This is a genomic window from Streptomyces sp. NBC_00086 (assembly GCF_026343255.1).
In the GTDB taxonomy this organism is placed as follows: Bacteria; Actinomycetota; Actinomycetes; order Streptomycetales; family Streptomycetaceae; genus Streptomyces.
Genome location: NZ_JAPELZ010000001.1, coordinates 1,019,950 through 1,032,236, shown reverse-complemented (window position 1 = coordinate 1,032,236; position 12,287 = coordinate 1,019,950). Strand labels below are relative to the sequence as shown.

General features: G+C 71.5%; 10 protein-coding genes and 1 riboswitch. Of the genes, 7 read left to right on the top strand and 3 right to left on the bottom strand.

Features of this window, described 5'->3' with window-relative positions:
* Nucleotides 1-67: 67 nt before the first annotated feature.
* Nucleotides 68-1,072 carry an NAD(P)-dependent oxidoreductase gene (locus tag OG276_RS04715; protein ID WP_266903030.1) on the bottom strand — a complete coding sequence of 335 codons (1,005 nt, stop codon included), beginning with the start codon at nucleotides 1,070-1,072 and terminating at the stop codon, nucleotides 68-70.
* Nucleotides 1,073-1,343: 271 nt separating this feature from the next.
* Between OG276_RS04715 and OG276_RS04710 the strand changes: the two genes are divergently transcribed.
* Nucleotides 1,344-1,697, top strand: coding sequence for a DUF805 domain-containing protein (locus OG276_RS04710; protein WP_266903028.1), 354 nt, complete (start codon nucleotides 1,344-1,346; stop codon nucleotides 1,695-1,697).
* A gap of 236 nt (nucleotides 1,698-1,933) precedes the next feature.
* A complete protein-coding gene (locus OG276_RS04705) occupies nucleotides 1,934-4,153 on the top strand; it encodes an NADP-dependent isocitrate dehydrogenase (RefSeq protein WP_266903026.1) in 2,220 nt (739 codons plus the stop codon).
* A gap of 139 nt (nucleotides 4,154-4,292) precedes the next feature.
* Here OG276_RS04705 and OG276_RS04700 read toward each other — a convergent pair whose 3' ends face one another.
* A complete protein-coding gene (locus OG276_RS04700) occupies nucleotides 4,293-4,745 on the bottom strand; it encodes a hypothetical protein (RefSeq protein ID WP_266903023.1) in 453 nt (150 codons plus the stop codon).
* Between the two features lie 385 nt (nucleotides 4,746-5,130).
* On the opposite strand from OG276_RS04700, the gene OG276_RS04695 reads away from it, so the two are divergent.
* The 3 genes from OG276_RS04695 to OG276_RS04685 all read left to right on the top strand — a co-directional run bounded on the left by OG276_RS04695 (nucleotide 5,131) and on the right by OG276_RS04685 (nucleotide 9,535).
* Complete coding sequence (locus OG276_RS04695; protein WP_266903021.1) at nucleotides 5,131-6,846, top strand: glycoside hydrolase family 71 protein; 1,716 nt, start codon at nucleotides 5,131-5,133, stop codon at nucleotides 6,844-6,846.
* A gap of 104 nt (nucleotides 6,847-6,950) precedes the next feature.
* Nucleotides 6,951-7,093, top strand: a riboswitch (cobalamin riboswitch).
* A gap of 43 nt (nucleotides 7,094-7,136) precedes the next feature.
* Nucleotides 7,137-8,915, top strand: a complete 1,779-nt coding sequence (locus OG276_RS04690) for a ribonucleoside triphosphate reductase (protein ID WP_266903019.1) — start codon at nucleotides 7,137-7,139, stop codon at nucleotides 8,913-8,915.
* Nucleotides 8,912-9,535: an anaerobic ribonucleoside-triphosphate reductase activating protein gene (locus OG276_RS04685; RefSeq protein WP_266903017.1), complete on the top strand. Its 624-nt coding sequence runs from the start codon at nucleotides 8,912-8,914 to the stop codon at nucleotides 9,533-9,535. Before OG276_RS04690 ends, OG276_RS04685 begins: the two co-directional genes overlap by 4 nt.
* A gap of 27 nt (nucleotides 9,536-9,562) precedes the next feature.
* Here OG276_RS04685 and OG276_RS04680 read toward each other — a convergent pair whose 3' ends face one another.
* On the bottom strand, nucleotides 9,563-9,955 hold the full coding sequence (locus tag OG276_RS04680; RefSeq protein WP_266903015.1) for a nuclear transport factor 2 family protein: 393 nt from the start codon (nucleotides 9,953-9,955) through the stop codon (nucleotides 9,563-9,565).
* A 106-nt stretch (nucleotides 9,956-10,061) separates the two neighbouring features.
* Here OG276_RS04680 and OG276_RS04675 point away from each other — a divergent pair, with 106 nt between their 5' ends.
* On the top strand, nucleotides 10,062-10,985 hold the full coding sequence (locus OG276_RS04675; protein ID WP_266903013.1) for a LysR family transcriptional regulator: 924 nt from the start codon (nucleotides 10,062-10,064) through the stop codon (nucleotides 10,983-10,985).
* Nucleotides 10,986-11,023: 38 nt separating this feature from the next.
* Entirely contained in the window at nucleotides 11,024-12,259 is a 1,236-nt protein-coding gene (locus tag OG276_RS04670; protein WP_266903011.1) for an aminotransferase class V-fold PLP-dependent enzyme, read from the top strand.
* Nucleotides 12,260-12,287: the final 28 nt, after the last annotated feature.

The window sequence follows — 12,287 nt, the reverse complement described above, 5'->3', positions numbered from 1 at the left end:
GGGCCTGGGGCTGGATGTGGTCGGCGTCGGCCCGGATGTGCGGGCCTGGGGCTGGATGTGATCGGGGTCAGGCGTGGGCGAAGTCCGTCATGCCCTTGGTGAACTCGACCTCGGGGTGCCAGCCCAGGTCCGTGCGCAGGCGGTGGGAGTCGGCCGTGATGTGGCGGACGTCGCCGAGGCGGAATTCGCCGGTGATCACCGGGGCGGGGCCGCCGTGGGCCGTGGCCAGGGCGGTGGCCATGTCGCCGACCGTGTGCGGGGTTCCGCTGCCGGTGTTGTAAGCGGTGCACACGCCGAGCGGTGTCGAGGCCTCCAGGGCCAGGGCGTTGGCCTGCGCGACGTCCGTCACGTGGACGAAGTCCCGCCGCTGGCCGCCGTCCTCGTACACCTGCGGGGCCTCGCCCCGCGCCAGCGAGGAGCGGAAGAAGGAGGCCACGCCCGCGTACGGGGTGTCGCGCGGCATCCCCGGCCCGTACACGTTGTGGTAGCGCAGCGACACCGCCCGGCCCTCCACGCACCGTGCCCAGGAGGCCGCCAGGTGCTCTTGGGCCAGCTTCGTGGTCGCGTACACGTTGCGCGGGTCCGTCGGCGCGTCCTCGGCGACCAGCCCCGGCGCCAGCTCCGAGTCGCAGACGGGGCAGCGCGGTTCGAAGCGGCCGGCGGTCAGGTCGGCGACGCGGCGCGGACCCGGGCGGACCACCCCGTGGCGGGGGCACTCGTAGCGGCCTTCCCCGTAGACCACCATCGAGCCGGCGAGCACCAGGTCCCGGATCCCGCCGTCCGCCATGGCGGCGAGCAGCACCGCCGTGCCGAGGTCGTTGTGGGAGACGTACGCCGGGGCGTCCGCGAAGTCCTTGCCGAGGCCGACCATCGCGGCCTGGTGGCAGACGGAGTCCACCCCGCGCAGAGCCCGGCGCACCGCCTCGGGGTCGCGGACGTCGGCCCGTACGAACTCGGCATCGTCCGCTGGGGGGACGAGGTCCAGGACGAGGGGATCGTGGCCGCGAAGGCGCAGAGTGGTAACGATGTGGGAGCCGATGAACCCGGATCCGCCGGTGACGAGTACGCGCATGACCGGGACGTTACGGACTTCGGGGCAGCGCGGGGGGCTCCCACGCCCCTCCGTAAGACTTCCGTCAGCTCATTTCGTCACGGATGGTGAGGAGATGGGGGCGGAGGGTCCCAAGTGACGTCCGGTACCAGTGTGTTTGAGTCACCAAGCGGTGAAAGGTAACCCTTTTGATGCCTTGCCAACTGGCTTGACCGCGACGTAAGCGGGGCATAAGTTCTGCCCCGGCTTGCTCCGTCCGGGCGGGCCGGAACGCCGTTCTCTGGGGGGACCCATGCACTACTACACCGACGTTCTGAAGAAGTACGCCGACTTCTCCGGCCGCGCGCGCCGCCAGGAGTACTGGATGTACACCCTGCTCTCGCTGCCGATCGTGATCGTCCTCGTGATCATCGACTTCGCGCTCGAGACCTACCCGCTGTTCGTCGGCCTGTACGTCCTGGCCACGTTCCTGCCGAGCCTCGCGGTCACCGTCCGTCGGCTCCACGACCTCGGCAAGTCCGGCTGGTGGTACTTCATCGGCCTCGTCCCGTTCGTCGGCGGCATCTGGCTGCTCGTCCTGACGGCCACCGAGGGCCAGCCGAACCCGAACGAGTACGGCCCGAGCCCCAAGGCCGTCCACGCCTGAGCAGGTCCGTAAGCGGCAGTGCCTGAGCGTCGCCCTGGCTGGAAACAGCCGGTGGCGGCGCTTTCGCCGTTTCCGGCCGGATCCGGCGGCTCCGGGCCGTCCCGGGGCCACCGAGCGTGACGTGTGTCTCGTACGGGCTTGCGCCGGGGGGCTGTCCAGACCGGCCCGATCACGAGATATCTTGATGTCGAGCAATGTTGCAGACGAGAGACGCAGACTGTGGAGCGGAGCATCCGGTGACTGACTCGACCATCATCTACACGCACACTGACGAGGCCCCGGCCCTCGCGACGTATTCGTTCCTGCCTGTGATCCAGGCGTACGCGTCGACGGCCGGTGTGAATGTCGAGACCCGTGACATCTCCCTGGCAGGTCGGATCATCGCCAGCTTCCCCGAGTACCTGGAAGAGGGCCAGCGGATCGCGGACGCCCTCGCCGAGCTCGGCGAACTGGCGAAGACCCCGGGCGCCAACATCATCAAGCTGCCCAACGTCTCGGCGTCGATCCCGCAGCTCAAGGCCGCGGTCGCCGAGCTCCAGGGCCAGGGCTACGCGCTTCCGGACTACCCGGACGACCCGAAGAGCGACGAGGAGCGGGAGAACCGCGCCCGCTACGACAAGATCAAGGGCAGCGCCGTCAACCCGGTCCTGCGCGAGGGCAACTCCGACCGCCGCGCCCCCGCCTCGGTCAAGAACTACGCCAAGGCGCACCCGCACCGCATGGGCGCCTGGACCTCCGAGTCGAAGACGAACGTCGCCACCATGGGCGAGAACGACTTCCGCTCCACCGAGAAGTCCGCCGTGATCGCCGAGGCCGACACGCTGCGCATCGAGTTCGTCGACGCCGACGGCGCCGTCACCGTGCTGCGCGAGTCCGTACCGGTGCTCGCCGGCGAGGTCGTGGACGCGTCCGTCCTGCACGTCGACGCGCTGCGCACCTTCCTGAACGACCAGATCGAGCGCGCCAAGGCCGAGGACGTCCTGTTCTCCGTGCACCTCAAGGCCACGATGATGAAGGTCTCCGACCCGATCATCTTCGGCCACGTGGTCCGCGCCTTCTTCCCGAAGACCTTCGCCCGCTACGGCGAGACCCTGGCGGCGGCCGGCCTGTCCCCGAACGACGGCCTCGGCACCATCCTGAACGGCCTGGGCGCGCTGCCCGACGCCGACGCGATCAAGGCCTCCTTCGACGCCGAGATCGCCGAGGGCCCGGCCCTCGCGATGGTGGACTCCGACAAGGGCATCACCAACCTGCACGTCCCGTCCGACGTCATCGTCGACGCCTCGATGCCGGCCATGATCCGCACCTCCGGCCACATGTGGGGCCCGGACGGCGCCGAGGCCGACACGCTCGCGGTCCTTCCGGACAGCAGCTACGCCGGTGTCTACCAGGTCGTCATCGACGACTGCCGCGCGCACGGCGCGTACGACCCGTCCACGATGGGCTCGGTGCCGAACGTCGGCCTCATGGCCCAGAAGGCCGAGGAGTACGGCAGCCACGACAAGACCTTCGAGCTGGCCGCCGCCGGCACCGTCCGCGTCGTCGACGCCTCGGGCGCCACGGTCCTGGAGCAGGAGGTCGCCGCCGGCGACATCTTCCGCGCCTGCCAGACCAAGGACGCGCCGATCCAGGACTGGGTCAAGCTCGCCGTCACCCGCGCCCGCGCCACCGGCGTCCCGGCCGTCTTCTGGCTCGACGAGGGCCGCGCGCACGACGCGCAGCTGATCGCCAAGGTCAAGACGTACCTCGCCGACCACGACACCGATGGTCTGACCATCAAGATCCTGTCGCCGGTCGAGGCCACCGCGTACTCCCTGGAGCGCATCCGCCGCGGCGAGGACACCATCTCGGTGACCGGCAACGTGCTGCGCGACTACCTGACCGACCTGTTCCCGATCCTGGAGCTGGGCACCAGCGCCAAGATGCTGTCGGTCGTCCCGCTGATGAACGGCGGCGGCCTCTTCGAGACCGGCGCCGGCGGCTCCGCCCCGAAGCACGTCCAGCAGCTCGTCAAGGAGAACTACCTGCGCTGGGACTCCCTCGGTGAGTTCCTCGCGCTGGCGGTCTCCTTCGAGCACCTCGCCACCACCACCGGCAACGCCCGCGCCCAGGTGCTGGCCGACACCCTGGACCGGGCGACGGGCACCTTCCTCAACGAGGACAAGTCGCCGAGCCGCAAGCTGGGCGGCATCGACAACCGCGGCAGCCACTTCTACCTCGCCCTGTACTGGGCGCAGGAGCTGTCGCGCCAGACCAGCGACCCGAAGCTGGCCGCCGCCTTCGACCCGCTGGCCAAGGCGCTGGCCGAGTCCGAGGAGAAGATCGTCGGCGAGCTCATCGCCGTCCAGGGCGCCCCGGCGGAGATCGGCGGTTACTACCAGCCCGACGCCGCCAAGGCCTCGGCGATCATGCGGCCGTCCGCGACGCTGAACGAGGCGCTCGCGCTCCTCGGCTGAATTCAGCCACGGCAGGACTGAGTTCCGTCAGGAACGAGTCCTGCCAGGGCTGAGGTCCGTCAGGACCGAGGTCCACCGCTCCAACGGGTGCGCCCCGGTCGGCAGTCGCCGGCCGGGGCGAACCCGTTTCCGCGTCCGGTCACAGGGGGTGCACCTGCTCCGGCGCGAAGGCCAGCGGGTCACGTCCGGCGGCCAGGATCCGCAGCCCGGGGGCCACGGCGAGCAGTTCGCGCAGCCAGTCCAGGGCCTCGGACGCGAGGTGCTCGCAGCCGTCGAGGACGAGCAGCATGTCGCGCTCCGCCAGCCACGACGTGGCGTTCGACGTACCGCACGGCAGGAACGGCATGCCCGGTACGCAGCCCAGAGCGGCCGTCAGGTCGCGGACCCCGAACCGCCGGTCCATGGACACCACGGCCACGCCGTCGTAAAAATTGGACGAGAGCCGTTGCCCGATCTCGTGCACCAACTGGCTCCGGGGCTCACGGAACCGACCGGTGACGGTCAGCACTTTGCCCTTCCGCACGGCGGTGAAAAGACGGGACAGCTCCGCGGAGGTCGCCGGGAACGTACCGGCTCCTCTGGAATCCCTCATCGGCACGATGCCCCCCTGCATGCGTGACCTGCGGCAAGAGGGTTGTTTCAAGCCGCATGAAGACGATTATGCGCCACTTTTCTGGAAAGGCCAGGGGAATTCCCTATTCCGGTGAATCGCCCGTGGCGCCCGGTGATCGCAGCAGTTGTACAGGTCACACGCCTTTGTCCAGCCGGGCGTGCAGAGGTGCCGCTCTGAGGTGCGGCCTTTCCCTCGCGAGCGCACCGAATCCCGTCCCGTCTCCGTCCGATCTCCGTCCGATCTCTGTCCTACCTCCGCCCCGTCCCCCGGGGAACAGTTGTCCGGGGCCCCGGAATCCGCTGTACTGCTGCAGTGCCGCCCGATGTACGGGCATGGCGCGGGCATATTCGGGGGAGGGGTCAGGATGAGTGCGGACCGGCGTCGGGCAGGGCGGGGCGCGAGACCCGCGTCGCACCGGCGCCGTGCGGGATTCCGGCGTCGAAGACCCCTGCTGAGCCTCCTCCTGTCCGCCTTCCTCCTCGTGGGCGTCTGCGCCGCGACGGGCATCGCCTGGGAGCCCCGTACCGTCGCGGACGCACGGACCCGCTCGGGACCCGGCCCGGCCGCCACCCTGCCCGGGACCCCCGGCGACGGCCCCGCGCCCGCCACCACCGGCCCCACCGCCACCGGCGCGGGCAGCGCCGCCCCGCAGAGCCCGGGCGGGCCGGCCCCGGACCCGAAGGCCCAGGGGTCCGGTACGGACGGCGGGACGCGCCCCACCGGAGCCCTGCCCTTCGACCTGCCGCAGCCGGCCGCCCTGCGCTCCGGCGCCGCCGGCAAGAAGCTGGTCTTCGCCCACTACTTCACCCCGTACCCGCTCTCCCTGGACAACGCGAACGCCGACGTCGACTACTACACGCGCAACTACCTGAAGCCGGACGGCGAGAGCGGCAAGCACGCGCGCTACGGCGGCCTGCTGCGCGACCGGCCCCCGCCCGTCGCGCCCAAAGCCGGCAACTGGGAGCTCGCCAACCTCCAGCAGGAAGTCCGCACGGCACGCGCCGCCGGCATCGACGGATTCACCCTCGACCTGCTCTCCCTCTCCGGGAAGAACCTCGAACGCTGCAACCTCCTGATGGAGGCGGCCCGTTCAGTGGATCCGGGCTTCAAGATCATGCTGATGCCGGACATGACCTCCCTGGGCACCGACGACCCCGCCGTGCTCGCCGACCTCCTCGCGGACCTCGGCACGTCACCGGCCGCCCACCGGCTCCCCGACGGGCGGCTGGTCGTCTCGCCCTTCAAGGCGGAGGAGAAGAGCGCCGCCTGGTGGACCCGGGTCATGGACGTCCTGAAGTCACGGCACGGCATCCGTACCGCCTTCGTCCCGCTCTTCCTCGACTTCGGCGCGCACAGGGTTGCGTTCGAGTCCATCAGCTACGGATTCTCCGAGTGGGGCAGCCGCAGCTACGTCGGCCAGGAGGGCTCCACGCGCGACGTACGGCGCGCCCACGCCGCGGGCAAGATCTGGATGCAGCCCGTATCCGTCCAGGACGCCCGCCCCAACCAGGGGATCTACGACGAGGCGGGCAACACCGCTACCCTGCGAGCCACTTGGAACCGCGCCATCGAGGACGGGGCGGACTGGGTCCAGCTCACCACCTGGAACGACTACAGCGAGGGCAGCCAGTTCGCGCCCTCCCTGCACAACGGCCACGCCTATCTGGACCTTTCCTCGTACTACCTCACGCGGTTCAAGACGGGCGGCTGGCCGAAGATCGTCCGGGACACGCTGTACCTGAGCTCGCGCACCCAGTTCGCCGCCGCCGACCCGGCCGGCGGCCAGTCCCTCGTGATGTCGCTGCGGGGCGGCAGCGCCGCGGCCCGGGATACGGTCGAGGTCCTGAGCTTCCTGACCGCACCCGCGAGCATCCGTACGGCCGTAGGGGCGGCCGGGGACGCGCACGAAGCCCCGGCCGGGGTCCACTCCGAGCTGATTCCCCTCCGTCCCGGCGCCGGCTCGGCGGCCGTGGTGCGGGACGGCAGGACCGGGGCCCGGGTGGAGCTGCCCTACCGGGTGGACCGCACGGTGGAGGTGCAGGACCTCCAGTACCACGCCGCCAGCAGCGGCCGGGGCTGACTCCGCGAGGCCCCTGCGGCTGCTCTCCGCAGGGGCCGAAGTCCCTTGGTTCGGGACCTTCGTCACCCCATATGTAGTGGTGGCGCTCTGCTGTCGCATCCATATGTAGTGTTGGCCTTGCCGGTTCGGCGGGGCCTTGCCCCGACCGAGGCAACAGGGAACCCGGTGGGAATCCGGGACTGCCCCGCAACGGTTACGTCCGCCACGGCGGACGAGTCCGACACCTGCCGGCACGGGCCTTCGAAGAGGGCCCGCCATTCTTCCGTGCCGAGCCTCGTGGGAGGGCTGCCGTGACCGCTGCCGTCGATGCCGTAGAGACCGTGACCGAATACCTGGACCGCCGGGACTGGCGGGTGAACGCCAACGCCAACCAGGGCTATTCGCTCGGCGGGCTCATCCTCAACGCCGCGGGCAAGGTCACCGCGAACTACTGGCTGGAACGGGTCTATCCCGCCGCCGTGGCCCGCGCCCACCGCGAGGGCGACCTCCACATCCACGACCTGGACATGCTCTCCGGCTACTGCGCCGGCTGGTCCCTGCGCACCCTGCTGGCCGAGGGCCTGGGCGGAGTCCCCGGACAGATCGACTCCGCCTCGCCCAGGCACCTTTCCTCGGCCGTCGGCCAGATCGTGAACTTCCTTGGCACCCTGCAGAACGAATGGGCGGGCGCCCAGGCCTTCTCCTCCTTCGACACGTACCTCGCGCCCTACGTCCGCCTCGACGCGATGACGTACGGCCAGGTCAGGCAGTGCGTCCAGGAACTCGTGCACAACCTGAACGTGCCCTCGCGCTGGGGCACCCAGACCCCCTTCACCAACCTCACCTTCGACTGGACCTGCCCCGAGGACCTGCGCGAACAGGTCCCGGTGATCGCGGGGGAGGAGGCCGGCTTCACCTACGGCGAACTCCAGGCCGAGATGGACATGATCAACCGGGCGTACATCGAGGTGATGGCGGAAGGCGACGCCACCGGGCGGGTGTTCACCTTCCCCATCCCGACCTACAACATCACCAAGGACTTCCCCTGGGAGGGCGAGAACGCCGAGCGGCTCTTCGCGATGACCGCCAAGTACGGCCTCCCGTACTTCCAGAACTTCATCAACTCCGAGCTCGAACCGAACATGATCCGCTCCATGTGCTGCCGGCTCCAGCTCGACCTGACCGAGCTCCTCAAGCGCGGCAACGGCCTCTTCGGCAGCGCCGAGCAGACCGGATCGATCGGCGTGGTCACCCTCAACTGCGCCCGCCTCGGGCACCTTTGCGCGGGTGACGAGGAGCGGCTGCTGGCCGAGGTGGACCGGCTGTGCGAGCTGGCCAAGGAGAGCCTCGAACTCAAGCGGGTCACCGTCCAGGATCTGATCGACGGCGGCCTCTTCCCGTACACCAAGCGGTACTTGGGCACCCTGCGCAACCACTTCTCCACCATCGGCGTCAACGGCGTCAACGAGATGGTCCGCAACTTCAGCGGGGACGCGCACGACATCACCTCGCCCGAGGGGCACGCCCTCGCGGTCCGCCTCCTGGACCGGGTGCGGGCCCGGATGACCGACTTCCAGGAGAGCACCGGCCACCTCTACAACCTGGAGGCCACCCCCGCCGAAGGCACGACGTACCGCTTCGCGAAGGAGGACCGGGCCCGCTTCCCCGACATCCTCCAGGCCGGCACCGACGCCAACCCGTACTACACCAACTCCTCCCAGCTGCCCGTCGGATGGACCGACGACCCCTTCGAGGCGCTGGAGCGCCAGGACGAGCTGCAGGGCAAGTACACGGGCGGCACCGTCCTGCACCTCTACACCCCCGAGCGGATCCCGACGGCGGAGGCCTGCCGCAAGCTGGTCCGGCGCTCGCTGGAGACCTTCCGGCTCCCGTACCTGACGGTGACCCCGACCTTCTCCATCTGCGCGGACCACGGCTACCTGGCGGGGGAGCAGCCCACCTGCCCCACGTGCGGGGCGGCGTGCGAGGTGTGGACCCGGGTCATGGGCTACCACCGCCCGGTGTCCTCCTTCAACATCGGCAAGAAGGGCGAACACGCCGAGCGCGTCCACTTCAAGGCCGCGGTGTGACCGCCGCGGCGGCGCCCGGCGAGGTCGTCCGGATCGGCGGCTGGTCCCGGCTGTCCACCTGCGACTGGCCCGGCCGCCTGGTCACCACCGTCTTCTGCCAGGGCTGCCCCTGGCGGTGCGGCTACTGCCACAACCCGGGCCTGCTGCCCGCCCGGGCCCCCGCCGCCGTCTCCTGGGACGAGGTGCTCGGCCACCTCGCCCGCCGGACGGGACTGCTCGACGGGATCGTCTTCTCGGGCGGCGAACCGCTGCTCCAGCGCGGCCTGCCGCAGGCCGTGCGGGAGGCCCGTGCGCTGGGCCTGGAGGTCGGGCTGCACACCGGGGGAGCCTTCCCCCGGCGGCTGGCCCGGCTGCTGGACGCCGGCCTGCTGGACTGGGTCGGCTTCGACGTCAAGGCTCCGCCCGGCCGGTACGAGAAGGTCACCGGCATCGGCCACGCCGCCGCCTCGGCGGAGCGCAGCCTGCGCCTCCTGCTCGCCTCGGGGGTGCCCCACCAGCTCCGCACCACGGTGGACCCGGCCCTCCTGGGCCCGCCCGCCCTGGCCGAACTGGACGACTGGCTCGCGGGACTGGGCGCGGGGGCCACGCTCCGCCAGACCATGCGCCCGCCGGCGGCCTGAGGCCGGGAGCGATCCGCAGGAGACGGCCTACGAGGCTCCGCCCGCGCCCGGCGCGAACTCCGGCTGGTCCAGCAGTCGCAGCCAGCTGCCGTCCGGCTGGCGGCGTACGACCTGGGCGCGGGCCCCGGCGCCGTCGCTCGGAGGGGTGGAGGTGAGGGCGATGCCCTCGCTCACCAGCGTCGGCAGCGGGGGCTCCGGCTCGAAGCGGGGCCGGTTCGCGAGCACCCGCTCCCACAGGGCGCGGATGGCCTCCCGCCCCACCGTCAGTTCGCCGGGCGGGAAGGCCATCACGGCGTCCACCTCGTAGAGGGCGGCGACCCCGGCCGCGTCACCGGCGTTGGACCGCTCGACGAACAGGCGGGTGATGTCCTCGGGGTGCAGGGCCTTCTCGTACGACGCGTAGTCGGTGGTGTCCGGCACGGCTTCCTCCTGCGGTCGGTCAGCTCTTCGGGGTGCGGTTCAAGCCTCGCCACCCAGCGATCAGAAGTCCAACAGCTGGTTCTGCTGGTAACTAGAATCTGCAGTCATGGAACTGAGGCAGCTCGAATACTTCGTCGCGGTCGCCGAAGAACAGAACTTCACCCGCGCGGCCGAGCGCGTCCACATCAGCCAGTCCGGGGTCAGCGCCCAGATCCGCCGCCTCGAACAGGAACTGGGGGCCGAGCTCTTCGACCGCTCCGGCCGCACCGCCACCCTCACCGCCGCCGGCAAGGCCGCCCTCGACCACGCCCGCGCGGCCCTCGCCGCCACCGGGGCCCTCACCCAGGCGGTGGGCGAGGTGACCGGCCTGATCCGCGGCCGCCTCACCGTCGGCATGGTGGTCGGCTGCACCCTCACCCCCCTCTTCGACGCCCTCGCCGCCTTCCACCGGGCCCACCCCGGCGTGGAGATCGCCCTGCTGGAGGACAACTCCGACCGCCTGGTGCAGGCCGTACGGGCAGGCGCCGTCGACCTCGCCCTGGTGGGAACCGCCGCCACCACCCCCGACGGGCTGGAGGCGCTCACCCTCATCAGCGAGCGCCTGGTCGTCGCGGTCCCGCACGGGCACCCCCTGGCCGAAGCGGACCGGGTGACCCTGCGCGACCTCGGCCGGTACCCGGTCATCTGCATGCCGCCGGGCACCGGACTGCGCACGGTGCTCGACCTGGCCTGCGCCGGACAGGGACGGGAACTCCCGATCGCCCTGGAGGCCGGAGCCGCCGACGCCATGGCGGACCTCGCCGCCCGAGGCCTCGGAGTCGCCGTCCTGAGCGCTTCGATGGCCGGTTCGTACCGGGACCGGCTCACCGCCCGGACCATCGAGGACGTGGAGGTCCCGGCCCTGCTCTCCCTGGTCTGGCGCGATACCCGCGGCCCCGCCGTACGGGAGCTGCTCCTGCGGTGCCGCCGCGCCTTCGCCCCCGCGATGGCCGGAGGAGGGGCTGTCGCTCCGGTGGACGGCGGGGCATGATCGGGCCGACAGCCGCGCCGCACCCACGGAGGTCCCACGTGACCCAGCCCGCCGAGCCGACCGACCGCACCGACCGCACCGACCGCGTCGCCCCCGCCGACGCCGCCGGACGGTCCGGAGCGGCCTCACGCAGCGGGTCGATGCGCCGTCCCGCCGAATTCCCGGGCGGGCGGGAGCTGTTCCGGCTCTCTCACGACGTCAGCCACCTGAACCACGGGTCGTTCGGAGCGGTGCCGATCCCCGTCCAGGAAACACAGGCCGCCCTCCGGGCCCAGGCGTACGCCGACCCCGACGCCTTCTTCATCGGCGCGCCCGACCGGCTCGTCGAGGCCCGGACCCGGATCGCCGCCCGGCTCGGCGCCGATCCGGCCGGGCTCGCCTTCGTGTCCAACGCCACCGAGGCAGCCAACGTGGCCCTCGACGCCGTGGAGTTCGCCGCCGGCGACGAGATCCTGGTCACCGACCACGGCTACGGCACGGTCGTCGCGGCCGCCGCCCGGCGCGCCCCGCTCACCACCGTGGCACTGGGCACCGACCTCCCCGACGAGGACGCCGTACGGGAAGCCGTGCTGGCCGGGGTCACCCCGCGGACCCGGGTCGCCGTGCTCGACCACATCAGCTCGCCCACCGCCCGGCTCATCGCCTCGCCCCGGCTGCTCGCCGAACTCGCCGAGCGGGGCATCACCACCATCGTGGACGGCGCCCACGCGCCCGGCATGATTCCCGACCCCCTGGGCGGAGGCGCGGACTTCTGGTTCGGCAACCTCCACAAGTGGGCCTACGCCCCGTCCGGCACCGCGATCCTGGCCGTCGCCCCGCACCACCGCGACCGGGTCCGGCCGCCGGTGCCCTCCTGGGAGGCGCACTACGGCTTCCCGCGCTCCGTGGAGAACCGGGCCACCTTCGACTACACCGGCTGGCTCGCCGCCCCGGACGGGCTCGACCTGCTGGAGGAGCTCGACGCCGCGAAGGTACGGGCCCACAACAGCTCCATGGCCGGCTACGGCGCGGCCCTGCTCGCCGAGCTCCCCGGAATCGCCCCGCTCCCGTACACCGAGGGCCTCGCCCTGCGCACGCTGCGGCTGCCGCCCGGGGTGGCCGAGACCCCGGACGCCTCCCGCGACCTGCGCGAGCGGATCGCGGCCGAGCAGCGGATCCGGGTGCTGATCTGGCCCTGGCCGGGCGGCGGCGGGATCCGGGTGAGCGGGCAGATCTACAACCGGGCCGAGGAGTACGAACGGCTCGCCGAGATACTGCCCGCCTACCTCCCCTAGAGGGGCGCGTGCAGCTGGGCGCGGAAGG

Excerpts from the sequence above, each read along its gene's own strand:
- OG276_RS04715 (WP_266903030.1), bottom strand. The coding sequence starts at position 1,072 with ATGCGCGTACTCGTCACCGGCGGATCCGGGTTCATCGGCTCCCACATC.
- OG276_RS04710 (WP_266903028.1), top strand. The coding sequence starts at position 1,344 with ATGCACTACTACACCGACGTTCTGAAGAAGTACGCCGACTTCTCCGGC.
- OG276_RS04700 (WP_266903023.1), bottom strand. The coding sequence starts at position 4,745 with ATGAGGGATTCCAGAGGAGCCGGTACGTTCCCGGCGACCTCCGCGGAG.
- OG276_RS04695 (WP_266903021.1), top strand. The coding sequence starts at position 5,131 with ATGAGTGCGGACCGGCGTCGGGCAGGGCGGGGCGCGAGACCCGCGTCG.
- OG276_RS04675 (WP_266903013.1), top strand. The coding sequence starts at position 10,062 with ATGGAACTGAGGCAGCTCGAATACTTCGTCGCGGTCGCCGAAGAACAG.